23 protein-coding genes and 1 riboswitch are annotated in these 22,523 nt (G+C 41.9%); of the genes, 5 read left to right on the top strand and 18 right to left on the bottom strand.

Annotated elements, in window-relative coordinates; all coding sequences use genetic code 11:
• Positions 1-49: 49 nt before the first annotated feature.
• The 4 genes from LZG71_RS27470 to LZG71_RS27485 all read right to left on the bottom strand — a co-directional run bounded on the left by LZG71_RS27470 (position 50) and on the right by LZG71_RS27485 (position 4,624).
• Positions 50-1,057 (bottom strand): hypothetical protein, encoded by a 1,008-nt coding sequence (locus LZG71_RS27470; RefSeq protein ID WP_233825941.1) that lies wholly within the window; start codon positions 1,055-1,057, stop codon positions 50-52.
• A 66-nt stretch (positions 1,058-1,123) separates the two neighbouring features.
• Positions 1,124-2,881, bottom strand: a complete 1,758-nt coding sequence (locus LZG71_RS27475; protein WP_233825942.1) for an STN and carboxypeptidase regulatory-like domain-containing protein — start codon at positions 2,879-2,881, stop codon at positions 1,124-1,126.
• 82 nt (positions 2,882-2,963) lie between these two features.
• Positions 2,964-4,001: a FecR domain-containing protein gene (locus LZG71_RS27480; protein WP_233825943.1), complete on the bottom strand. Its 1,038-nt coding sequence runs from the start codon at positions 3,999-4,001 to the stop codon at positions 2,964-2,966.
• Positions 4,002-4,003: 2 nt separating this feature from the next.
• Positions 4,004-4,624, bottom strand: coding sequence for an RNA polymerase sigma-70 factor (locus LZG71_RS27485; RefSeq protein WP_409013687.1), 621 nt, complete (start codon positions 4,622-4,624; stop codon positions 4,004-4,006).
• A 185-nt stretch (positions 4,625-4,809) separates the two neighbouring features.
• Between LZG71_RS27485 and LZG71_RS27490 the strand changes: the two genes are divergently transcribed.
• Positions 4,810-5,526, top strand: coding sequence for a head GIN domain-containing protein (locus LZG71_RS27490; protein ID WP_233825944.1), 717 nt, complete (start codon positions 4,810-4,812; stop codon positions 5,524-5,526).
• A 3-nt stretch (positions 5,527-5,529) separates the two neighbouring features.
• On the opposite strand, the gene LZG71_RS27495 is transcribed toward LZG71_RS27490, so the two are convergent.
• The 5 genes from LZG71_RS27495 to LZG71_RS27515 all read right to left on the bottom strand — a co-directional run bounded on the left by LZG71_RS27495 (position 5,530) and on the right by LZG71_RS27515 (position 9,073).
• Positions 5,530-6,237, bottom strand: coding sequence for a M15 family metallopeptidase (locus LZG71_RS27495; RefSeq protein WP_233825945.1), 708 nt, complete (start codon positions 6,235-6,237; stop codon positions 5,530-5,532).
• A gap of 76 nt (positions 6,238-6,313) precedes the next feature.
• Positions 6,314-7,333: a LiaF transmembrane domain-containing protein gene (locus LZG71_RS27500; protein ID WP_233825946.1), complete on the bottom strand. Its 1,020-nt coding sequence runs from the start codon at positions 7,331-7,333 to the stop codon at positions 6,314-6,316.
• A gap of 5 nt (positions 7,334-7,338) precedes the next feature.
• Entirely contained in the window at positions 7,339-7,524 is a 186-nt protein-coding gene (locus LZG71_RS27505) for a LiaI-LiaF-like domain-containing protein (RefSeq protein ID WP_233825947.1), read from the bottom strand.
• 57 nt (positions 7,525-7,581) lie between these two features.
• Positions 7,582-8,217 (bottom strand): PspC domain-containing protein, encoded by a 636-nt coding sequence (locus tag LZG71_RS27510; protein ID WP_233825948.1) that lies wholly within the window; start codon positions 8,215-8,217, stop codon positions 7,582-7,584.
• 232 nt (positions 8,218-8,449) lie between these two features.
• Complete coding sequence (locus tag LZG71_RS27515; RefSeq protein WP_233825949.1) at positions 8,450-9,073, bottom strand: hypothetical protein; 624 nt, start codon at positions 9,071-9,073, stop codon at positions 8,450-8,452.
• A gap of 151 nt (positions 9,074-9,224) precedes the next feature.
• Here LZG71_RS27515 and LZG71_RS27520 point away from each other — a divergent pair, with 151 nt between their 5' ends.
• Positions 9,225-9,872 carry a hypothetical protein gene (locus LZG71_RS27520; protein ID WP_233825950.1) on the top strand — a complete coding sequence of 216 codons (648 nt, stop codon included), beginning with the start codon at positions 9,225-9,227 and terminating at the stop codon, positions 9,870-9,872.
• A 54-nt stretch (positions 9,873-9,926) separates the two neighbouring features.
• Here LZG71_RS27520 and LZG71_RS27525 read toward each other — a convergent pair whose 3' ends face one another.
• The 9 genes from LZG71_RS27525 to fumC form a co-directional block, all read right to left on the bottom strand.
• Positions 9,927-10,187: a DUF2442 domain-containing protein gene (locus tag LZG71_RS27525; protein WP_233825951.1), complete on the bottom strand. Its 261-nt coding sequence runs from the start codon at positions 10,185-10,187 to the stop codon at positions 9,927-9,929.
• Positions 10,184-10,486 carry a DUF4160 domain-containing protein gene (locus LZG71_RS27530; protein WP_233825952.1) on the bottom strand — a complete coding sequence of 101 codons (303 nt, stop codon included), beginning with the start codon at positions 10,484-10,486 and terminating at the stop codon, positions 10,184-10,186. The genes LZG71_RS27525 and LZG71_RS27530 overlap by 4 nt, the downstream gene beginning before the upstream one ends.
• 121 nt (positions 10,487-10,607) lie before the next feature.
• Positions 10,608-11,750, bottom strand: coding sequence for an aldose epimerase family protein (locus LZG71_RS27535; RefSeq protein WP_233825953.1), 1,143 nt, complete (start codon positions 11,748-11,750; stop codon positions 10,608-10,610).
• Positions 11,751-11,776: 26 nt separating this feature from the next.
• Positions 11,777-12,964 carry a galactokinase gene (galK, locus tag LZG71_RS27540; protein WP_233825954.1) on the bottom strand — a complete coding sequence of 396 codons (1,188 nt, stop codon included), beginning with the start codon at positions 12,962-12,964 and terminating at the stop codon, positions 11,777-11,779.
• A gap of 54 nt (positions 12,965-13,018) precedes the next feature.
• A complete protein-coding gene (locus LZG71_RS27545) occupies positions 13,019-13,960 on the bottom strand; it encodes a D-2-hydroxyacid dehydrogenase (RefSeq protein WP_233825955.1) in 942 nt (313 codons plus the stop codon).
• A gap of 77 nt (positions 13,961-14,037) precedes the next feature.
• Positions 14,038-15,399 carry a sensor histidine kinase gene (locus LZG71_RS27550; protein ID WP_233825956.1) on the bottom strand — a complete coding sequence of 454 codons (1,362 nt, stop codon included), beginning with the start codon at positions 15,397-15,399 and terminating at the stop codon, positions 14,038-14,040.
• Positions 15,400-15,591: 192 nt separating this feature from the next.
• A complete protein-coding gene (locus LZG71_RS27555; RefSeq protein WP_233825957.1) occupies positions 15,592-16,383 on the bottom strand; it encodes an META domain-containing protein in 792 nt (263 codons plus the stop codon).
• Between the two features lie 60 nt (positions 16,384-16,443).
• Positions 16,444-17,016 carry a hypothetical protein gene (locus LZG71_RS27560; protein WP_233825958.1) on the bottom strand — a complete coding sequence of 191 codons (573 nt, stop codon included), beginning with the start codon at positions 17,014-17,016 and terminating at the stop codon, positions 16,444-16,446.
• A gap of 147 nt (positions 17,017-17,163) precedes the next feature.
• On the bottom strand, positions 17,164-18,567 hold the full coding sequence (gene fumC, locus LZG71_RS27565) for a class II fumarate hydratase (RefSeq protein WP_233825959.1): 1,404 nt from the start codon (positions 18,565-18,567) through the stop codon (positions 17,164-17,166).
• 202 nt (positions 18,568-18,769) lie between these two features.
• Here fumC and LZG71_RS27570 point away from each other — a divergent pair, with 202 nt between their 5' ends.
• The 3 genes from LZG71_RS27570 (at position 18,770) to LZG71_RS27580 (ending at position 22,458) form a co-directional block, all read left to right on the top strand.
• Positions 18,770-18,994, top strand: coding sequence for a hypothetical protein (locus tag LZG71_RS27570; RefSeq protein WP_233825960.1), 225 nt, complete (start codon positions 18,770-18,772; stop codon positions 18,992-18,994).
• Between the two features lie 207 nt (positions 18,995-19,201).
• Positions 19,202-19,429: riboswitch (cobalamin riboswitch) on the top strand.
• A gap of 247 nt (positions 19,430-19,676) precedes the next feature.
• Positions 19,677-21,998: a 5-methyltetrahydropteroyltriglutamate--homocysteine S-methyltransferase gene (gene metE / locus LZG71_RS27575; RefSeq protein WP_233825961.1), complete on the top strand. Its 2,322-nt coding sequence runs from the start codon at positions 19,677-19,679 to the stop codon at positions 21,996-21,998.
• Between the two features lie 73 nt (positions 21,999-22,071).
• Positions 22,072-22,458, top strand: a complete 387-nt coding sequence (locus LZG71_RS27580; protein ID WP_233825962.1) for an acyl-CoA thioesterase — start codon at positions 22,072-22,074, stop codon at positions 22,456-22,458.
• Positions 22,459-22,523 lie beyond the last annotated feature (65 nt).

Raw genomic sequence — 22,523 nt, forward strand, 5'->3', positions numbered from 1 at the left:
AGAGCCATGGAGATGTTTATTCTCCGTGGCTTTTTTTATTTTGCACTGTTCAGAAATTAGTTGGACCAGTCTCCTTGATCGCCTCAATAAATTTACCTGGTTCATCCACAAAGAGTGAAAGCTTCAAGACGGTCCTTTGTATTCCATAGGGGCCATCGATTTTCGTTGGTGTTTTGAAAGCGATTAGGATATTTGGAGTGACCAACAATGATGCATTCAAAGCATCTTTTCCTTTTTTCGGGCTCTGTCTTACAAAACTCACATCGTCAATTAAAGAGAAGGGAATACTTGCCCTCCATCTCATACCCAATCTTATCTGAAACTTGTCATTGGTTAGATATGATGGGCGTTTAATACCAGCAAAAAGCTCTGCCAGAATGAATAATAAACCATATAGGCTTATTCCTGAGACAATATATGAAACCATTGTGCTCCATTTCGTAAGCATAAGATGGACAGCCCAGGTTTCGATAATGCCAATTAGAATTATAGCAAACATTATCGCTGTTTGAGCAGATTTTTTGTGAGTCGTAACTGCTTTTCGATGTACACAGATATCATTTTTGAGAGTAAATCCCAACAAACCGTAGTATACGATCAGAATTTCAGAGCAAATAAAAGGGGTTACTTTGGAACCGAAAATGTTTTGAAATGTAGTTGTGAGTGCAGTTTCAAAGTCCTGATATATTCGAAACTGCTTGAACGTTCTGGTCAAGTAGCGTATTCGAACAAGAACTGTGGAGAGTACAATACTTTCAAGGAGTATCAGCAATACAGGCCAGAAACTTAGCTGCGAAGGAGTGATAAAAAATGCAATTCTTAAAATCAGAGAAAGAACCAGAATGAGTCGTAGACCGGATAGCGAAAGTGGCTTACCGATGAGATAGTAAAACAGCCCAAAAGGTATTATGGTCAGGTCAAACAGAACAGTCCATGTCAGACTGGAATATTTAGTAAATACCACCGATTGCGTTATCTGAAAACTGATAGCCAATATGACTGTGTAAGCTAACAGAAAGATAAGGAAGCGTTTTTCGGGTAAATGATATGGAAACATTTCTACTTTATATCAAACCTTTGGAATGCAAGCAATTTGAATTCTACTGGTTTAAAGTTATCATTTTCAATTCCAATTACAAAACCGGATCCCTGCCTGAAAACCGATCCAACCATAATTTTTTGTCTGACTGTCGGGCTTTTTACCCAGCCAGATTGGGCTGATAACATTGCTTTTTTCTGTATTTACAAAGCCGGTGTAGTTGCTCGAAAGCAGATTAATAGATGGCCCTGCGAAGAGTGCGAAACGCTGACCAAATTTCTTTTCGATGCTTGTGGAAAATCTGAAAAGTCCTGCCGGTATTTCATCAATATTCTGATTTTTAACAAGTACCACATTTGCAGTCAGATCCGCATTGATCATCCAGTTTTTACCTAGCCTTTGTGCTGTACCAAATCCATAGCCCAATGTTCCAATGGATTTGTCATTGGAAAGACCGCTGAAACCAAGTGAGAAAATGTTGTAAAATCTGCTTACCCCTGTTTTGAAGGAAAAGGAGAAATAGTCAAATTCATTGCTGCCAAATTCGTATCTCCGATAACCGTTCCTGCGAACATAGCTAAAAATTCCAAAAGGTACTGTTTTGGAATAATTGGCATAGTTAATAAGCCCTATCTGATGCCCGCTATCCACGGTATGAGCATAGTTATATACCCCCGAGAGCTGGTATCCGTTGAGTGTACCCACTACCACGTTACCCACACCGGCTAGCTGGAAACCCCGGAAATTCTGGCCTGTATAGTTCAGCATTTGTGATCCCTGGAAACCTGTAAAATTACCCAGTGTGAGGTTCAGCATATTGGCATATTGAAAACCTGTGACGTCATTACCTACAATGTTACCGATTCCGGCCAGCTGAAAACCAGTGACATTGCCTCTGACAACATTCAAAAATGCACCAAGTTCGAACGCACTAACTCCCAGAGAATAACCTGCGAAAAAGTTTAAGGAAACGTTATTTACCACGTTACCACTCAAATGATGATTCGTACCCAGAAATGGCAAAATGGAAGCCTGGAAAGGTCTGTAAAGTGTGTCGCTGATGTTTTTGATATTGATCGCCTGCCGTGCCGACGCAAATGCATTCTGTACTTCGCTTTGCAGGGTAAGATAGGTTTTTCTTAAATTTTCATAACGTCGGGCATCCGTTATCCGTGCTTCTTCTATTGCCAGGGAATCCATCACCGGTGATTTGTATTGAGGTATGGTTAAGCGTTGGTGAAGGGAGTCGGATCGTTGTGGTATTTTGGGTGAAATGGACGATATCGGTTTGAGTGTATCCGGATTCATTCCGATCGGGAAATAGGTGTCTTTCCGATTGGCTACCGTAATGGACCTGGCAATATAATCTTCTTTCCTTACTTCGAGTCGTAACGATGTTTTGGATGTAGGGAGTTTTATTTTATAGTAACCAAACTGATTACTAATGGTAGATGCCAGCGTTACGGATTCGTAAATACTGGCATTGGCAAGCTTCTCTCCTGTTTTCTGATCAATGATATAACCGTTCAGATTGAAGTTCTCCGGAACCGCATCTTCTTTTTCAGGAGGAGCATTTTGGAGAATGATGTATTTTCTACGCTCTTTGAAATTTACCTTACTCTTAAAAATGTCATTAAGTATTTCTCTGATAGTTAGATTGTTAGCCTGTAAAGATATATTTCTTTTAACATCTATGGCATCAGGACTGTACGAAAAGCTAAAATTTCCAAGATTCTCTATTTTTTTCAGAACTTCATCCAAAGGCTGATTGGTTACCCTTATCGAAATTTTCTTTTCCAGCACATTCTGAGACATTCCTGTGACGGACGCCAGTAAGATCATACAGATAACTAAAAGAAAAGAAAGAGAGTAACGATTTTTCAAGGCAGCAAAAATTAGTATTGATATTCACAAAGGGAAGATATTACTGGCATCCGTTTCCTTCCAGCCAATACACTTCGCCTTCCTTCCTGATTTTCAGATCAAGCGTTTCGGCGATTACAGCCAGTGTGGCATCTACGGGCTCCTTTTCGAATCTGATGGTCAGTCTGCATTGGGCGGTACGTTCATTTGCCAACCGAAGATCAATGTGGTAGCCGTTTCGTATTGATGTTACAACATCTTCGAGATTGGAGGCATTAAAATCAAAAATTCCGGTGCGGTAGCCCATCGTATTCGCGTCTGGTATTATACTTCTGATTGTGTCTTTCAAAACTACTGCACTTTCTCCTTTGACCAGATTCAGCGTAGTGCCCGCTTTTTTAACGGCTACTTTTCCTGTGGCTACATCCACCCTAACGGGTTCTTTCGAGTAAGCTTTTACGTTAAATGAAGTTCCCAGCACTTTTACTTCCACACCGTTCGCCTCAATAATAAACGGATGGGCGCTGTCTGGCTTAATTTCGAAAAACGCTTCTCCCTGTAAGGAGACGGATCTCAGATCTCCATCAAAGTTTTCCGGGTAGGTTAAAGCGGAGTTATAATTCAAGAATACCTTTGAGCCGTCAGGCAGAATTTGCTCGGTTGTATTTTGTAAAGTAGCTATTTGGAAAGATTGAGTAACCGGATTTCCCTGACGAGTAATAAACCAGCCATAAGACATGACAAGCAAAGCCACTGCAGCTGCTGCCCACATATATGGCGGGAGTTTTTTCTTTACTGCAATCGATTTTATAGTTGTTTCCTCAATAGCGGTTTGTTTTATTTGACTTATACCATTCCCTTTTGAAGTTTCCATTTGAGCCTTTACTTTCTTCCAGGCGTTATCTGTATCTACCCGGAATTTTTTTTGACCCATTTGATCTGTTTTCTCCCAAATAATTCGGTAGGCATTCAATTCCTGTTCATTATCGGCAGATTGTGTCAGCCAGGCATTGACCTGTTCTAATTCTTGTTTAGAGGCTGTTTTTGACAAATATCTCGTCAACAGCTCCTCCGGTATGTTTTCATGAGGTTTGTTCATGGTTACGGTTTGGTTAGCTGTTCGACGAATAAGTACATTGACAAAAACATGGATGGAAGATAGGCCGCAAGTTCGGCTCTTAATATCTTCAAAGCTTTGCCAATCTGATTTTCCACTGTTTTTATAGAAATTCCAAGCTGATCTGCAATTTCCTGGTATTTAAGTTCTTCAAAGCGACTCATCCGAAATGCTTTCTGACACTGGTCCGGCAATGTACTCACCGCTTTTTCAATACGTTCTTCCAGTTCATTGGCATGAATTACTTCCGTTACTGAATCATGTGACTGAGGAAGAAAATGCTCTGTATATTCCTTATGTGCCTCACGGACAGTCGCGTGTTTGAAACGGTTGAGACAATGGTTGTGAACGGCCCTGTATAAATAGGATTTCAGGGAAAGTGTTATTTCCAGATCGGCACGTTTTTCCCAGATCGTGAAGAAAACGGTTTGTACAACCTCTTCCGATTCATCTTCGTCTTTCAGCAATGAGCATGCATATTGGCACAAACGCTCGTAATACTTTCGAAATGTTTGTTCAAATGCTTTTTCATCACCTTGCCTGATCGCACTGACAATATCCGGGTCGGTAGGGTACAACGCTCTAAATTTTTGGTTTCGGTCCAAAAATATGAAATCTCTTTCGATTACTGCGTTTCTATATACAAGAGCGGTCGCTGACACGGTTGAATTTTCCTTTTTACCACGACAATCCTGAAACATTTTACCCCTATGTCAAAAAATATTATTGATGTTGGGGGTTAACGTCTTATGAGTTGTCTGTAATGGGAATGCCATTTAATTTATTAGCCATGAAAAAATTATTCTTTTACGTCCTATTTCTATCCATTCTCACAACCTTACAATCGTGTATTTACATCAATTCAGAAGACAATATTCCGTTGAGAGGCGTTACCACACAGACCTTCGGACTGAGAGATTTTGACCAGCTGGAAATGGACAATGCATTTCGGGTAACAGTGAGGGCAGGTTCGGACTACGCTGTTTCAGCTAAGGGAGAGCGCAACGATCTTGACGATCTGAACATTTTTGTAAGTGAAGGCAAACTCGTGGTACGGTACAAAAATTCATGGCGGAAGCGTCAGGAAATGGATATTGACATTACAATGCCACAGCTCAGATCTGTCGATTTCTCAGGTGCCGTGGATGGAGATATAGCCGGTTTTGAAGTTGAAACCGCCATTGATCTTGAACTTTCGGGTGCGTCAAGATGTAGCTTCTCAGGGTCTGCACGTACGCTCCAATTTGATCTGGATGGTGCCTCACAGCTTAATTTGTCGGGTGAATCGAGGTTTTTGGATGGCGAGCTTTCCGGCGCATCTAAACTGGAAGCTTCCAACTGGCTTGCCGAAGAATCTGATCTGAATTTATCAGGAGCGAGCACCGCTCGTATTTGGGTTTCGCGTTTGCTGGATGTTGAAGCCAGCAGTGCAAGTACCGTTCGGTATAAAGGAAATCCGTCTGTAAAACAGGAGTTATCGGGCGGCAGTACGCTTCGGAAAGAGTAGTTTCTACTTAATCATGCCGTATTTTGCTCTTGCTGCTTTTTTTGACATGCCGTCATAATGCCACCATTCCGTTGTGTTTTGCGTGAATCCGGCTAGAGTCATAGCTGAACGCAAAATTTTTCGGTTTGAAATTTGCTTCTGGGTTAGTTTTCCAAGTCTCAACATTTCGGCCTCAGAACGAGGGTAGGCAAGTGGACCAAAAAAGTCATACTTGGTTCCCATATCTAGCGGAACACCTTTTTCATCTGTAACAGTGAGGTCAATGGCGCAACCAAAATTATGATTGGATCCAATTTTTGGATCTGCTACATATTGGGTTTTACTACGCTCCGGAATCTTAAGTGCATCCAATGCTTTCCACAATTCGTATTGAGCGGAATTGGGACGGGCAGCATCGTAAATCAGAAATTTGTAACCGGGTTTTGTTTTGCGCAACAGTTGATGTGCCTGCACCAGTCGTCTTGCCATTTCCGGTTGCAGGTAAGCTCTGGTAAGATCACCGTACACATCCTTGCCGATAAAATTATCTGTTGTTGAATATTTGAGATCAACGAGAATCTCGGGATCAAGTTTTTGTATATCTACCAAACCCTGACTGATCATTCGTTCTTCAATTTCAGGCAATGCGGTATGGGGTGCAGCTTTTTTTTCTTTTTGGGCAAAACAGAAAAAAGAAAATGAGCAGAGGAAAAATAGGAAATATGAGCGCATAAAAAATGAATACCTTTAACCATAGCTGGCAAAGATATTCATTTGAAATTTATTTCAGTACCGGTAATGCCCGTTACTAGTACCTTCTGAGGTTAAAGCTTGTAAGTCCTCCTTCGTAACTAACAGTGATTTTGTTTTTCGCCTGATCGTATCCCGCGGAGCGGTAAAGACCGTCGCTGATTTTATCCATACCATCAAAGTGCTTGGAATTCAATGCTCCTTCCATACGCATTTCGCAACCGCTGTCCGATGGTATTTCCAGAGTAACAGAGGCTACACCAGCTTCAATATCAACCTCCGAATTGGCAAATTTATTTCCTAATTTAATCTTCATGTCGGCCACACCAGTACTCACTTTCAGCTTTTCTATCTTGTAATTACTGAAATCGAAGTCGCCCTTCCCAGCACCAATTCCAAGATCGATTTTCCAGACTGGTTTTTCATTTAAATGGATTCTGGCTTCGTTGGAAACTTTTCCATCCTTGATTTTTACATTGCCATCCTCCATTTTGAGATTTACAGTGGCGCTGTGATCAAGTTTATTAATTGATGTATTGGATAAGAATCCAACAAACGAGCTGCGTGTGGTCGCTTCATACAGCTTGGTGGTATTTCCGTCCATCGTAAATGAGCCTGCTCCACCTTCCAGATTGAAGTTCGCTTTCTCAATAAAATCTTCCATGTCGTACTGGTAAGAGCCATTAATCGCCTTGCCATCCTTCCCTCCACGATCTTTCAGATACTCCTGATCTTTTTCCTGTTGCTCTTCGTCATCATTGTCGTAGCGATCATGTTCCTCATTGTCATCGTCGTTCCAATTGAAATTCCAGTCTCTGTCATGGTTAAACTTACGATCGGTTTTATTAACAATGCCACCAAATACCGCCAGCGTGATCAGCAATGCAACGAGTCCTCCCGAAATACCATTGCCACTTCTGGTGACCACAAGAATTAGCCCCGCTGCAATAAGCAGGACAGGCCAGTAAGGAAGCACTGCGCTCCATTGAATATGGATCAGATCCATATTGCGCAACAGCCAGAATGTTCCAAGTATAACCAGTAATCCACCCCAAACGATGCCTCTTGAAGTTCTCATGTTGCTTAGATATTTGATTGGTTGGAGTAATCAGTTTTTAGAAAGTTTTTGAGCAAAAGCAGCCCGCCCGACACAATCATGATGATGGGCCAGAAAAACCTGCCGAAGTCAAAATCTGTAAGTTCTTCTACAAGGAAGAGAGAACCCACAATGATGAGGATGACTCCCCAGAAAATGTTTTTAAAGTTCATGGCGCTAATTTTATTAATGGTTGAATTATAACTGCTCAATATTTGCAATTTACTGGCTTAATTCACTTTGATCACCTGGTCATCTTCTTCATCGCCAGGCTTTTTATTTTCAGGATCTTCCGGAAAATGGGTTGGCGAGTGGGTGGAACTGAACGGTGTGTACGGTTGCGGATCTGGCTCTACAGGAGTCGGATCAACCGGTTCAGTTGGCGCAGGAGTGGTCGGATATACTGTTGTATTTGTGTCGCTTTCCTGTGCTTTATCGCGTTGGCGAAGAATAAGGAAAGCACCAACTGCGATTAAGGCGATAGGCCAGAAATAGGATTTGATTTTATACCAGATCGGCAGATCGTCTACAAGCATCATACCGCCAAAGAAAATGAGCACGCCACCTAGAATCATGATCGTTTGGTCAGACCGTTTTTTGTCCGCCACGGGATCGCTGGATTTAAATGGATTGGAATCCAGATTCACAGTGCTGTCATAAGGCACCGACGGCCCGGTTGGTAGCACGGCCCAGAGAATGATATATAGAATTCCTGTCCATCCGAAACTTGGTGGAATAGGAAGAAACAGCATCACCACGAACAGTACGCGGATGATAACAACGTCTATTTGAAAATATTGGGCAATTCCGGACGCTACTCCTCCAAATACTGCCTGATCGGGAATACGGTGCAATTTCTTTTCCATGAGTTGGTTCAGTGTTTATTTGTTATCAAAGGTAGTGGGTTATGCAAGATACTGCAAGCCGGAACATTATTATCGGTAAAGTAACGTGTTGAAAGGTTAAAATGGATGTACGGAGCAAAATCTCACCGCAATGGATGCAACGGTTTACGCTATGGTCGCAAGGATATTATTGCGAAAAACTTATACTATTGCGTCCATAGCGAAATCTAGGGCGTATTATTGCGGTTAATGTCTATTGCTCTTCTAGTGCTTCAAGAATGTCCATCATACTGCCGAAGTCCTTATAACCCGGGCGGATTTCTTCGCTGCCTCTTAGTGCAATTCCTATTTGCGGAAAAAGTTCGGTAAGTGCGCTGACGGAATACTCATTGTCCAATCCAAAACCGGTGAGAATAGGGTATTCGGAAGAAAGGTTACCTAATACTTGCATCCATTCTTCTGAAAGCTCGGCATCATTGTCACTTTCCAGCAAGAAATGTGTGACGTCGCCTTCATATCTGCTCAAAATTGAACTCACTTCACCTGCCTCGTAGGTGTCAACACTTATCCGGAGGATGAGCGGAAGATTCAGTTCGCTGTGTAAGTAGTTAAGAAGACCTGGGTCTTCCACCTGTACGGCATGCACAGGATAGTTGCTCAGGGATTTGAGAATATTTTCAGGATCGGATTGAGCCGTCTCTGCTACAAGCGTAACACCAGCCAGCCAGGAACATATATCTTCGAATTTTTTGGGAGTAATGTAATTCGGAGAATCTTCATCAATTGAAAAACCAAGCATTTCCACGCCCATTCCGGCACAATAGCGTGCATCTGACAAATTGGTAACGTTGCTGATCTTTACGGTCCTGGTAAGCATGAGATGGTTAATGTTTGTGGCGCAAAGATAAGCCATTGTGTTCAAAAACACAGGATTTTCATTTCTGTTTAGTCCAAAACTCGCATCCTTTGATTATCTTGCTCCTAAGCTTTTCTGTCTTGCAAGGCAGTATTTTATCCTCTACATATCAATGTTTAAATTAAATAATGCATTTGTGTTTTTGGCAATATCTATTCTCTTGTTTAGATGCGCCGGTTCTAGTCCGAAAATTAATCAGTCTCCAAGAAAGCTGAATTACAGTAGTGCCGACACGGTTAATGGAGTAATCCTATTTTCATTTTCTGCTCCCAAGTCATCTTGGCAATACTACTATAGCCTTGAAATTCTTAATGTTGACACGAAGACTAAAACAACTCTCCGAGGTTCTTCCTATGAACCGGATATCAGTAACGATTCTTTAAAAACGGGTTATGAAGCCATCGTACTTCCAAAAGGGAATTACAAACTTTACAACTGGACGATTTCATCGGGACAAACGAAATTTTTTCCGAAAGGAAATTTTTCACTTCCTTTCACGGTGTTTGGGGGAGATGTCAATTACATCGGAGATTACGAGGGTGTAGTGCATAGTAGCCGCAGTAGGGGATCGGGTCATTGGCCGTCAACAGAGGTGTACTATGTGGTTTCCAACAGATATAGTCAGGATGCAGGTGTTGTAGCAAGTAAATTTCCTGATGTAGACCTAAGTAAAGTTGTGAACTCTATGCCTGACTTTGGACAAAACAACAGCAAGTTTAGTTTGATGTATTTGAAAGGAATAAATATTCCTGGTGAGTAGTTTGCCTAAACGTAATGCTAAGATCTGACAAGTGGGACTATTGATAAAAGAAGATTAGCTGCCGCTTAGCTCTCCTGTATACAATTCTTCCACAGGAAAAATTAGATCCCAGTCTTTGCCCCAGACGATATTCCCATTTTCGATTTTGAATTTTTTAAAATTCTTCATGTCCAGATATTTGGAGAACTGTGGATGAGGATTCTTTTGCAGGAATTTTTGAAAATCTACGGTTTGCTCAGTGTTATCTGAAAATAAGAGCAACACGCTGTAATCTGATACATACTTGGCATTTATAACTCTGATTGCTTCAGTCATAATTTCTTGGTGATTTTTTTGCTTTTAATTCGCTTTTTTAAAACGAAAAAGTCAGTCCATCTGTCTACAATTTCTTTTGCATAAACCTCAATTACCTTTTCAGCTTCTTTAATTTGCTTTGAAGGTAGCGGTTCAATTCCCTGCGCCTTTCGAATTTGTACATCTTTGAGCTCACCGTTCTCGAAAAATATTTCAAAAATACTTTCGTAGCCATTGTACGAAACATGCACATGAATTGGCAGATGCTCGTTGGAATAGAAATAAAATATTATTCCGAAGTATTCGAAAACTTTTGGCATTGATGTCAGATGAAGTGTTGATTATCAAATTTAATCATTATTTGCCTCAAAAATAAAACCGGAAATAGTGGGGCGAGTTACCCACTATTTCCGGTTTGAAATCCATTGGTATTAAACCGACCTACTTAGCCGAAAACTTATAAACTGTTGTAGTCTTGTAAGCATCACCAGGTTTCAAATTCGTGCTTGGAAACTGTGGTTGGTTTGGAGAATCGGGATAATGCTCTGTTTCAAGGCAGAGTCCTGATCTTTTTCCAAATGTTGCTCCTTTGCCTGATAGTTTACCATCCAGGAAGTTTCCTGTGTAAAACTGAACGGCCGGTTCTGTTGTGAACACTTCCATGAATCTTCCGCTTTCAGGATCTTTTACCGTTGCAAACGGAACAAGACCTTTATCAGTACGGTTTATTACCCAGCAGTGATCATAACCTCCGCCGTTTTTGATTTGTTCATCCTCCGTTTTATCTATTCCTGCACCAACAACAGTCGGTTTTCTGAAATCGAATGGTGTTCCTTCCACAGCCCGGAGTTTACCGGTAGGTATCAAATCAGTATTTACCGGTACGATGCTGTCAGAAGCAATACTTACTTCATGTCCAAGAATGTCTCTTTTGTTTCCGGTAAGGTTGAAATAAGAGTGGTTGGTAAGGTTGATTACGGTCTCCTTATCAGTCGTTGCAGTGTAGTCTATCTTCAAAGAGTTGTCATTTCCCAAAGTATAAACCACCGTAACTGTAAGATTTCCCGGATAACCTTCTTCCATATCCTTGCTGGTGTATTCAAGTTTTAGTCCTACGGTTGAATCTTCCTTTACCTCGGTCGCTTTCCACAATACTTTATCAAAACCAACTTTACCACCGTGCAGGGAGTTTGGTCCATTGTTAATAGCCAGCTTATATTCTGTTCCGTTAATTTTGAATTTCCCGCCAGCAATACGGTTACCAAAACGGCCTACCAACGCTCCGAAAAAAGGATGTTCGCCTAAATAAGGAGCCAGAGAGTCAAAACCTAGTACAACGTCCTCCCATTCACCTTTTTTGTCCGGTGCAGTCAGTTTGGTAATGATACCACCATAGTTGGTGATATTAACGGTCATGCCGTTTGTATTGGTCAATGTATATAAGTCTGCTGTTTGTCCGTCGGGAAGTTCTCCGAATGCCTCTTTGGAAATCGTACTGATCATTTTGTGTTTTTCGTTGGTTTTAGAGCAGCTGATAATGGCAAGTCCAATCAGTGCAGTGAACAAATATGTAATTCTTTTCATTGTAAATGGGTTTAGATTTGCGGCGTTTAAAATGCTAATTCTTCGGTTCCGTCAGTAATTTTTACGCGGTAACATGGCAGGTCAATGTCATACTGTTTTTTGTATTCTGACTTCATTTTACTTTCAAAAGCATCAACTGCATCTTTTTTAACCAAATTGATTGTGCAACCTCCGAATCCACCGCCCATCATCCGGGCACCAAGGACATCGGAATTGTCAATTGTCTGATCTACCAGAAAGTCGAGTTCGGGGCAGCTTACTTCATAGTCGTGTTGTAATCCCTGATGCGTTTCATACATTTTCTTGCCAAAACTTTCCAGATCCCCGGCTACAAGTAAGTCACACGCTTCCTGTACCCGAACAATTTCGCCTGTCATGTACTTGCATCGGCGGTAAACCACGTCACCAAGTTCTTCCTTGTGTTGCTCAACGAGCTCAGGTGCTGCATCCCTCAGGCTGCCAATAGTAGAATCGTATTTTTGTAAAATAGAAACTCCTTTTTCACATTCCAGTCTTCTGGTATTGTATTCAGAGCTCGCAAGGGAATGTTTAACGCTCGTGTCGCAAAGAACCAGAAGATAATCTTTCATAGGGAATGGGAAGTATTCGTATTCCAGACTGCGGCAATCCAGTCTGATCACCGATTCTTCTTTTCCAAAAGCAGATGCAAACTGATCCATGATTCCACTTTGCAGCCCCACGAATTCATTTTCTACTTTTTGACCCATTTTTACAATGTCCCAGCGGCTAAGTTTCAGATCAAATATTTCATTCAGAGCGAACAAAAGACAGCATTCCAATGCGGCAGATGAGGACATTCCGGCTCCGGCAGGAACATCTCCGCCAAATGTGGTTTGAAATCCGCCAATAGTTTTCCCAAGTTTTTGAATCTGATCAATCACGCCAAGCTGATACAATGGCCACGATTTGTCGGGCTTTGAAAGGTCATCAAGTGTGAAGGAATAGGTGTCGTTCAAATCCGCGGCATGTAACAGTACTTGATTGTCTGTGCGAGGTTCAATTACGAAATACACAGCCTTGTCTACACTTGCAGGTAATACGAATCCATTGTTGTAATCGGTGTGCTCGCCTATGAGATTTATCCGACCCGGCGACCGGAATATGCGTGGAGACTGCCCGCTGGCTGACCTTCCGAATTGTTCAAAATAATGTGCTTTAATCCGATCTGCAATACTTACTTCTGCTACTGACATTTTAATATTTTTTGAAGATAATCTCATTTAAGTCCCGCCAACAGAACGTTTGCTTTAATATCCCTTTGATAAACTGACAAGATCAATGATATCACTGCCGTTTTCTATTGCAAAAATGTTATTGAGGAACAAATCTACTTTCCCAAGATGTTCGTCGTGCCTGCCGCCTCCGGTATGCTGCGTGAGAATTACATTTTCGAGATTCCAAAGCGGACTCTCTGCCGGAAGGGGCTCAACTTCGGTCACATCAAGTACGGCACCATCCAGTTGTTTGGAGTTGAGTGCATTTATCAGTGCCGATTCATCCGTAGTGCTTCCTCTTCCCACACTTGCATAAACGGCCCCTTTTTTGATTGTGTTGAAAAAATCTGCATCGACAAAGTGCGTAGCTGTACCGGGCAGTGTGTTAATCACAAGATCGGCATTGGGAAGCTCCTGGAAAAGATCCTCCCGGCTATGCAGGTCTGCATCCGGAGATGTACGTGCCAACATATGCGTGCGACAGCCAAATCCTTTAAGAATTTCGTTCACAGCCTGACCAATGGTGCCGGCTCCCAGAATGATTACATTTTGGCCATGAAGAATTTTGAGGTCGCCGCGAAGTTTTGAACCTACCCATTCCAATTTCTTTTTTAACAAAGTAAGCGTATCCAGCCCTCGGTAGAGCGCAACCACACCGCCAACAATGGTTTCGGCACAAGGGCGGGCAAACCAGTTGCCCATATTGGCTACTTTAACACCATCAGGAAGTTTTACGGAAGCATACTGATCAAATCCGGCGGAATCCAACTGCCAGAATTTAAGGTCGGCAGGAGCATTTTCAAACCACTCTACGGGTGGATTTCCCAGAATGAAATGGGCACTTCTGAAGATATTTTTCGCATCATTTTCATCTGATAATTCTTTCTGAAAATGAACTTCGTGGCGAGGTGAGAGGACCTCGGTCAGCTTGTTACGCAGCGTTTTATCCAGCGTTGAATGGCAATATATGATCATTATTTTACGTGTTAAAGGGATGTTTAACCCCGTTTCTACCTGCACATATTTCCGGTTCTAAGAACCAACAGGGCATGCTATAATTTAACCATGTCCAGCGGGCAGCCGACTGTCACAGTTGTTCCTTCACCTGGCAGGCTTTCCAGTGAGAATATCCCTGCAAATGCTGAGGTCCGCTGTTTTAGGTTCAAAAGACCGTTTCCATGACTTTTGCTTGCATTATTCACAAAACCTATACCATCGTCTTTTACGATCAGATTAAGATAGTTGTCATGGACGTATAACCGGATGTGTACGTTCTGCGCTTTTGAATGCCTTACAATGTTATGCAAAATCTCCTTATAAACTAAAAACAAATTACGCCTGTGTTCTGCCGGGATACGGAAATCGACTTCTTCGGAAGGTAGTTCGAGATGCAATGCTATGGGATGATGTTCGAGAAGTGTGTATGCTGTTTCCTTTGCACGAAAGGAGAAATTTTCCACCGAATCGTGTGCGGAATGCAGGCTCCATACGATCTCTCTCATGCGGGCAATCACTTTTCTGGAAGTTTCTCCAATAATCGTAATGGTTTGTTCAGCCCCGCTTCCGTTAAGTTGTTTGATGGCCGCATAGCTCATGGCACTGATACTACTCAGGTCGGCTCCGAGTTCGTCATGGATATCACGCGAAATGTCGTCCCGAATGCGAAGTAATGTGGATTGTTTTTTCTCATTTTCGAGCAGTTGTTCAATTAGCTGTTCCTGAGCCTCAATTTTTTCAAGCTCGTTGCGTCTGTTCTGAACGGACATGCCGAGTGTAAAACAAAGCACCTCCAGAATAACGCCGAATTCCATAAACGTTACGGGGAAAGTGAGCGCATTTGCCGGATTGAGGTTGAAAAATGATGGCATGAAGTTGGTAGCCAGTGCAACAAGGCAACCTAACACGAAAAAGAAAGAACCCGCAATGAAGTAGCCAACCGCAACTTCTCTCAATTTGAGTATACGGGGTACAACTACGAGTGCACCAAAGGACAGAATACATCTGAACAATATGTAGCTGTTACTTTTAAGATCGTTGGAAACATCCAGAAGGTAAAATGCCAGATCTGCTCCAATCTCAATGGCCAGAATGATGCTCATTATTTTTAAAATCCGGTGACTGAAAGGATCCAGCCGTGGAATATCAATAAGGAGAATGGCGAAACGGATGTAAAGCAGAAAAGCGAGGGACTCAACCGCAGCTACTTTGAAATTTGTACCCGGGAGATAATCTGTTTTGCCATAATCAATGTCATCCCAATAAAATGTTACGATCATACAAAGAATGTACAATGCATATTGCCAGTAAATGGGTTTGCGGTGCTGGGTATATGAGAGTAATGCGTACAATGCCATCATGCACAGCATACCATCAAAAAACAACCGTAGCTGAGGGTAGGGGATTAAAGCAAACATGTTCAATTGTTAGGGAGCGTATAGGTCTACAATTTACACACGTTTTCAGAAACTTACCACAGAGGGAGCCTGTGTTCTGGATAATTTGGGTTGAGTGGAAGTATTTAGTGGGAGAATTGGGTAAGAACCGGGCCGCCGGGCGGTGAAAAGTAAGATGTGAAACACCATTTCACTTCTTACTTTTACAAAAAATTAATCCACTTTTTTGTAGTTATAAGAGGAATCCGCACTTATTTGTAATATCAATTTACCGGGTTCTATTCTAAAAGGGATGGTTTTATTGGCAAGTTTACTTAGATATTCACTTTCAAAGTTCATGTTCTTGCAGGCCATTAATGTGCCCGAAAAACGTCCGAAATGGATTCGTTTTCCCTGAATTTCCATTGAACCACTGAATTCATTACATCCGGCAAAAGCGAAAACCTGGTTCATCGTCAGATTCAGCTCAATGCGGGGTAATCCTCTTGGAAAAGAAGTGATGTCTATCGGACTTTGATTGATGCTTTCAAGAACCCAAATATCGTTAAGACGGTAATCCGACAAATAGGAGCCGCAACCAGCAAATTTTTTAGTACCGTAGCTTATTTCTACCGTCTTGGGTAGTTCCTTTCCTGACATGTTATCCTCGCACGGCTTGTCATAAATGATAACGTTCAGGTATTCATCATCAATTTTCGTCCGATAGCTCGTGGCAGCCACATCCATCAGTTTTGTTGGCTGCGGGCTGGCCACTACCAGAGAGTCTCCCTGTAAAACTTTGAAGGTTATATTGTTGTCAAAATCAATTTCCATTGACCAGAATGGCTCATTTCCTGATGCCACGAAGTCAATCCCTTTTTCCAGCTTATTCATCAACTGGTCTGAATATTTATCGGGCCCTTTCTCACCGTAGTCGAAGGGCGGAGTGTGGTTACTTACGCGTTGTTGTTGACTACAGGCCACCAATTCAAACAAAATCAGAAAAGCAATTAATGTATTTTTCATTCAGTTTTCTTTTGGTACCTACTTACTCCAAAGTCAGGAAATGATGGCGGAGTTCTAAGTTTACTTCAATTTTGCCAGTATTTTCTTTCCTCTGGACCGGAATGCCGCTGTTTCAAATTCAATATTTTCCTGAATTATCAATTTTAATTCATTTTTGATCTCAGGATAAAACTTTGTAAGATTAAAAAGCACATGCAGCGAAAATGCCTTTATGGCAATTGCTGTTTCTCTTTTCTGAATAAAATCAAAACAGGTGTTCAAAAGCTGTGCATGATAAATCTCAGGGATTTCAATGTCCTCTAAAACCCTCAGACTGTTACGAACAATGGCATTATGCACATCGGACCTTCCCAATTGATTAACGAGCGAACCAATATAAGGTTGTACCATATCCGGTTTTTTCCGGGCTGCCCAGCTCACACTCCATGCTGCTCTTTGCGCAAGCCGGCCATTATCGGATAGGAAACAATTGATGAGTTCTCTAAATCTTTCATCAGAAGAGCTCGCGTATTCTGCTATTGCAATTGCCCGGACTTTGGATTGTACCTGATATTTTAACAATTCTTCCCCGATATTCATCTTAATTGTTATCATCTGCAAGTCCAGAAACTGCATTGCAGTTTGTATTGCCAATATAGGGTATTTTAATAAAATACGGGAAGATATTGTTTGAAATTCAATCCTGATTGATTTAAAATTGAAGCAAAAAGAAAGCCCCACGCCGAAACGTGAGGCCTTATAGCTTTATTTCCAGTCAGGTAAACGGGCTGGCAATGAACCTTAGAAATTATTATCTCCAACCATATCTTCCGGTTTAACCCACTCGTCGAACTCGTCCGGCGTGAGGTAACCCAGCGCTACGGCTGTTTCTTTCAGTGTAGATCCGTTCTTATGGGCAGTTTGTGCAATTTCAGCTGCTTTATAATAGCCAATTTTAGTGTTCAGGGCAGTCACAAGCATCAGCGAATTGTTAACGTGTTTTCTGATATTTTCATGCAAAGGTTCAATACCAACCGCACAATTGTCATTAAACGACACACACACATCACCGATCAGTCGCGCCGAATGAAGGAAGTTGTATGCCATCAAAGGTTTGAAAACATTCAATTCGAAATGACCGTTAGATCCCCCAATACCGATTGCAACGTCGTTACCCATTACTTGTGCCGCGACCATGGTCATGGCTTCGCATTGTGTTGGGTTTACTTTGCCTGGCATAATTGAACTACCCGGCTCGTTATCAGGAATGTGAATTTCGCCAATTCCGGAACGGGGGCCAGACGAAAGCATGCGGATATCGTTTCCGATTTTCATAAGACTCACTGCCACAGTTTTAAGAGCGCCATGTGCTTCCACAATCGCATCGTGTGCAGCAAGTGCTTCAAATTTATTTTCGGCAGTAACAAACGGAAGACCCGTTAGCTGGGCAATGTGTTTGGCAACATTTTCTGAATAACCGGCAGGTGTGTTAATTCCCGTTCCCACAGCGGTACCTCCCAATGCAAGTTCCGACAAGTGAGCCAGTGTGTGGTAAATAGCTCGCAAACCGTGGTCAAGCTGGGAAGCGTATCCCGAAAATTCCTGTCCGAGTGTTAAAGGCGTAGCATCCATGAAGTGCGTACGGCCAATTTTCACTACGTTTCTGAACGCCTCAGACTTCGCCTTCAATGTATCGCGCAGTTTTACAATTCCTGGTATGGTTACATCCACCAAAATCTTGTACGCTGCAATATGCATTGCAGTCGGGTATGTATCGTTCGATGACTGCGATTTGTTCACATCATCGTTAGGATGTAAAAACTTTGTTTTGTCTGCCAGTTCACCGCCCTGCAATACGTGTCCGCGATACGCGATCACCTCGTTGCAGTTCATATTTGATTGTGTTCCGGAGCCGGTTTGCCACACCACCAATGGAAACTGGTCGTTTAGCTGCTCGGTCAATATTTCATCACAAACCTCACCAATCAGATCACTTTTTTCTTTTGGAAGTATACCTGCCTCGTAGTTGGTAATCGCAGCTGCTTTTTTCAAATATGCAAAAGCTTTGATGATTTCCTTAGGCATCTTGTTGATATCCTGTGCGATAGGGAAATTTTGAATAGAGCGTTGTGTTTGTGCTCCCCAATATACATGAGCAGGCACCTGTACTTCGCCCATGGTATCTTTTTCTATACGGTATTCCATTTTTAATTTAATAAATAAGGTAAAAAGGTATAATTCACATGATGAGGTAAAGTTAGGGCTGGGCGGGGAGTTTTCGGTATTTTTTACGGAGAAATGTTTCCTGTCCGATATGGATAGCTGTTTGCAAGTTGTTATATCAGCCAAAGGAATTTAAATTAGAGGTCAGTTAAAAGAATAATTTTATTAACCTAATTAGGAGAGCATGACACATACACTGATAATCGAAACGGAAAATGAAAAAGACTTTGAGTTGATTAAAGGATTGACCGATAGGCTTGGGCTTCCTGTGAAGGAACAGCATGCGGAAGAGCTTCTGGAAAAACAAAAGAGAGCCTTTAATAATCTGGTTGGAAGTTGGGAAGGAGATGAGTTAGCGGACCAAATACGATCTGTTCGAAATGATCAACCAAGAGATATTAATTTATGATTCAATATCTGCTGGATAAAAATATTCGTATTCAGTCAGAAATAACATAATTAACTTTTTAAAACACTTTTCGCCTCCGTTTTTATACTGCAAAAAAGATAATCTATCTTCCCGAAAACAGAATTAGTACTTATCTCCACTTAATTCCAGACCCCTCAAAACAACTCACTATATCCCCAATTATCTTTGCAGTGTTCTTTGTGAACACCCGTCAATCGGAATAGTGGTTTTTTGCCGGCAACCCTCATGCTGGTAGTAAAATTAAAAAGGAACCGTGTGAAATTCACGGACAGTCGTGCTACTGTAAGCGCTGGCCTGCAAATCAGGTGAGTTTTTACCCTCGTGTCCCATTGTTTGGTCCGGCATTCCGGAAGAACGAGAAGGGCGGTAAAAATGGCGTAAGTCAGGAGACTTGCCTCTATTCTCAATGGCTATTCCCTCACGTTTGGGGTTTCGTCACGCATTGATTTTACATATTTTATTGGCCGCTGACTCATGAAATATTTATGAGGGCATTATTGTTGCGCTACTATTTTGAAGCGTATAGCGAACAAATAAGAGTACTCATTTGATGATCAATGGTGTTTAAGGATGCATTTATTCTTCATTCAACATTCCTCATTGACTAGGGACGGGTAGGGTGTTTCCAAAGGGTTTTTATTAACTCTTTAACACATTTTTTATGTTGTCACACAATCTGGGTTATCCACGTGTTGGAAGCCAAAGAGAACTCAAAAAGGCAAGCGAGCAGTTTTGGGCAGGAAAGATTAACCGCGATGCGTTACAAAAAGTAGCACGGCAAATTCGTCATGAAAACTGGATTACACAGCAAAGTGCTGGTATTCAGATGATTCCTTCCAATGACTTTTCGTTGTATGATCAGGTTTTGGACACCTCACTGATGGTGGGTGCTATTCCTGAAAGATACAACCAGCTTGTAGACGGGAAGTCGAACAACGAGCTGGATTTATATTTTGCAATGGCTCGTGGCGTGCAAAAAAACGGTGTCGATATCAAGGCAATGGAAATGACCAAATGGTTTGATACCAACTATCATTATATCGTTCCTGAATTTGTAAAAAATCAAAAATTTAACCGCTATTCTGATAAAGCTATTGTTGAATTTGAAGATGCTAAACAAAAAGGGATATTGACAAAACCGGTGTTTTTGGGTCCGGTTACTTATCTGCTATTGGGTAAAGAAAAGGAGGCCGGTTTTGATCGGATCAACCTGCTCGACGCACTATTGCCTGTTTACATAGAAATTATTAAGGAGCTGGTATCACGGGGAGCAGAATGGGTGCAGCTGGATGAGCCTTGCCTGGTTCTTGATTTGACCAATGCAGAAAAACTTGCCTTGCAAAGTGCCTATGCTCAGATCAGGGAAGCTGTTCCAAATGTTAAAATACTTCTTGCGACCTATTTTGGCGCTCTGAATGACAATGCAGATCTCGCGGTTCAACTTCCCGTTAATTCCTTACACATTGACCTCACCCGTGGCGCAGAAAATCTGCCTGACTTAATAACAAATCAGAACTTTGTAGCATCTTCAAAGTATCTTTCTTTGGGTGTTGTGGATGGAAGAAATATATGGAAAAACGATTTTCGTAATTCTCTTGATTACCTCAACACCGCGATTACGGCCTTAGGTGCAGAACGCGTTTGGATTGCACCATCTTCTTCTTTGCTGCATAGTCCGTATGATCTGGATCTTGAAAAAAATGAAGACATTCTCACGCCGGAAATGAAAAACTGGATGGCGTTTGCCCGACAGAAGTTGAGTGAAGTAGCGGTACTGGCTGCTATGGCTGGAACTGATTATGAAAAGGAGGACGCTTTTATCGCCAATCAGGCGGCCATTGAAAGCAGGCGTTCATCTGCATTGATCCACAAGCCTGAGGTAAAGACCAGAGTGGAGGCAATAAAATTGAAAGATTTTGAACGTGAGAATGAGTTTTCTGTACGTCAGGCAATTCAGCTGGAAAAATTGAAACTGCCTTTATTTCCCTCAACAACCATAGGTTCATTTCCGCAAACAGACGAAGTTCGTCAGTTGAGGGCACAGTTGAAAAAAGGAACACTTTCTCAACAGGATTATGAAAGCCAAATTGAAGAAGAAATAGTTAAATCATTGCGTTGGCAGGAAGAACTGGGTATCGATGTACTCGTTCATGGTGAGTTTGAGCGGAATGATATGGTCGAATATTTTGGAGAAAGTTTGTCCGGATTCGTATTTAGCCAGAATGGATGGGTACAAAGTTATGGAAGCCGTTGTGTGAAACCTCCAATCATATATGGCGATGTGGAGCGCCCTGCGCCTATGACGGTTCGTTGGTCTGCTTTTGCACAGGCTAATTCCGGTAAACTGGTAAAAGGAATGCTAACCGGCCCGGTTACGATTCTGCAATGGTCGTTCGTAAGGGATGATCAGCCAAGAAAAGATACCACTTTCCAAATCGGACTGGCAATCCGGGATGAAGTTATTGACCTTGAAAAGGCTGGAATTAAAGTGATACAAATTGACGAACCTGCTATTCGCGAAGGGCTGCCGTTAAGAAAATCGGAATGGAAAGCCTACCTGAAATGGGCTGTCGACGCATTCCGGTTGAGCGCCGCCGGCGTAGCGGATCAAACGCAGATCCATACGCACATGTGTTATTCGGAATTCAACGACATCATCGATTCCATTGCAGCGATGGATGCAGATGTGATTACAATTGAAACTTCACGTTCGCAAATGGAATTATTGGACGCCTTTGCAAACTTTAATTATCCAAATGAAATCGGGCCGGGTGTGTATGACATTCATTCGCCAAGAGTTCCAACTATTGAGGAGATCACGCTTCTGCTTGAAAAGGCTTTAAATGTGATTCCTGCACGCAACTTATGGGTAAATCCGGATTGCGGATTGAAGACCAGAAAGTGGCCAGAAACCGAAGCAGCTTTGCGTAATATGATTTCAGCGGCTAACTTGCTGCGTGAATCAGTGGCAGTAGAGCGGTAAATACAATTTATTCATAAAACTTTATAATCTCCCGGTTGTCAGCACTGCTTCCGGGAGTTTTTTTAATTTTATCATGACTTTAGAAGAAAAAATAAACCAATCCGAAACACGCGTTTTTAAAACAGTTTTTCCAAACAATACCAACCATTACGACACGCTTTTTGGTGGAACCGCGCTGTCCATGATGGACGAAATTGCTTTTATTGCGGCAACACGTTTTTCCAGATTACGTTGCGTAACGGTTTCTTCCGACAGGATTGATTTTACGCATCCCATTCCGGCAGGAACCATCATCGAACTGGTAGGAAGAGTAGAACATGTGGGAAATACAAGTATGAAAGTCAGGGTGGATATTTTTGTGGAGCAAATGTATCAGGAGGGTAGAGAAAAGGCGGTTACAGGTATATTCACTTTTGTAGCACTAGATGAAAATCACAAGCCTACGAAAATTTTGCAGTAATTTATTTGTAGAAAGAGCGGTAATCCACACCCGATGATATGTAGTGAAAAATGCCACATAATTAC

The organism is Dyadobacter sp. CY312, from assembly GCF_021390535.1.
Lineage (GTDB): Bacteria > Bacteroidota > Bacteroidia > Cytophagales > Spirosomataceae > Dyadobacter.

What these genes read in the sequence shown, in the direction of transcription:
- LZG71_RS27470 (WP_233825941.1), bottom strand. Translation starts at nt 1,057, where the DNA reads ATGTTTCCATATCATTTACCCGAAAAACGCTTCCTTATCTTTCTGTTA.
- LZG71_RS27475 (WP_233825942.1), bottom strand. Translation starts at nt 2,881, where the DNA reads ATGATCTTACTGGCGTCCGTCACAGGAATGTCTCAGAATGTGCTGGAA.
- LZG71_RS27480 (WP_233825943.1), bottom strand. Translation starts at nt 4,001, where the DNA reads ATGAACAAACCTCATGAAAACATACCGGAGGAGCTGTTGACGAGATAT.
- LZG71_RS27490 (WP_233825944.1), top strand. Translation starts at nt 4,810, where the DNA reads ATGAAAAAATTATTCTTTTACGTCCTATTTCTATCCATTCTCACAACC.
- LZG71_RS27495 (WP_233825945.1), bottom strand. Translation starts at nt 6,237, where the DNA reads ATGCGCTCATATTTCCTATTTTTCCTCTGCTCATTTTCTTTTTTCTGT.
- LZG71_RS27500 (WP_233825946.1), bottom strand. Translation starts at nt 7,333, where the DNA reads ATGAGAACTTCAAGAGGCATCGTTTGGGGTGGATTACTGGTTATACTT.
- LZG71_RS27505 (WP_233825947.1), bottom strand. Translation starts at nt 7,524, where the DNA reads ATGAACTTTAAAAACATTTTCTGGGGAGTCATCCTCATCATTGTGGGT.
- LZG71_RS27510 (WP_233825948.1), bottom strand. Translation starts at nt 8,217, where the DNA reads ATGGAAAAGAAATTGCACCGTATTCCCGATCAGGCAGTATTTGGAGGA.
- LZG71_RS27515 (WP_233825949.1), bottom strand. Translation starts at nt 9,073, where the DNA reads ATGCTTACCAGGACCGTAAAGATCAGCAACGTTACCAATTTGTCAGAT.
- LZG71_RS27520 (WP_233825950.1), top strand. Translation starts at nt 9,225, where the DNA reads ATGTTTAAATTAAATAATGCATTTGTGTTTTTGGCAATATCTATTCTC.
- LZG71_RS27525 (WP_233825951.1), bottom strand. Translation starts at nt 10,187, where the DNA reads ATGACTGAAGCAATCAGAGTTATAAATGCCAAGTATGTATCAGATTAC.
- LZG71_RS27530 (WP_233825952.1), bottom strand. Translation starts at nt 10,486, where the DNA reads ATGCCAAAAGTTTTCGAATACTTCGGAATAATATTTTATTTCTATTCC.
- LZG71_RS27535 (WP_233825953.1), bottom strand. Translation starts at nt 11,750, where the DNA reads ATGAAAAGAATTACATATTTGTTCACTGCACTGATTGGACTTGCCATT.
- galK (WP_233825954.1), bottom strand. Translation starts at nt 12,964, where the DNA reads ATGTCAGTAGCAGAAGTAAGTATTGCAGATCGGATTAAAGCACATTAT.
- LZG71_RS27545 (WP_233825955.1), bottom strand. Translation starts at nt 13,960, where the DNA reads ATGATCATATATTGCCATTCAACGCTGGATAAAACGCTGCGTAACAAG.
- LZG71_RS27550 (WP_233825956.1), bottom strand. Translation starts at nt 15,399, where the DNA reads ATGTTTGCTTTAATCCCCTACCCTCAGCTACGGTTGTTTTTTGATGGT.
- LZG71_RS27555 (WP_233825957.1), bottom strand. Translation starts at nt 16,383, where the DNA reads ATGAAAAATACATTAATTGCTTTTCTGATTTTGTTTGAATTGGTGGCC.
- fumC (WP_233825959.1), bottom strand. Translation starts at nt 18,567, where the DNA reads ATGGAATACCGTATAGAAAAAGATACCATGGGCGAAGTACAGGTGCCT.
- LZG71_RS27570 (WP_233825960.1), top strand. Translation starts at nt 18,770, where the DNA reads ATGACACATACACTGATAATCGAAACGGAAAATGAAAAAGACTTTGAG.
- metE (WP_233825961.1), top strand. Translation starts at nt 19,677, where the DNA reads ATGTTGTCACACAATCTGGGTTATCCACGTGTTGGAAGCCAAAGAGAA.
- LZG71_RS27580 (WP_233825962.1), top strand. Translation starts at nt 22,072, where the DNA reads ATGACTTTAGAAGAAAAAATAAACCAATCCGAAACACGCGTTTTTAAA.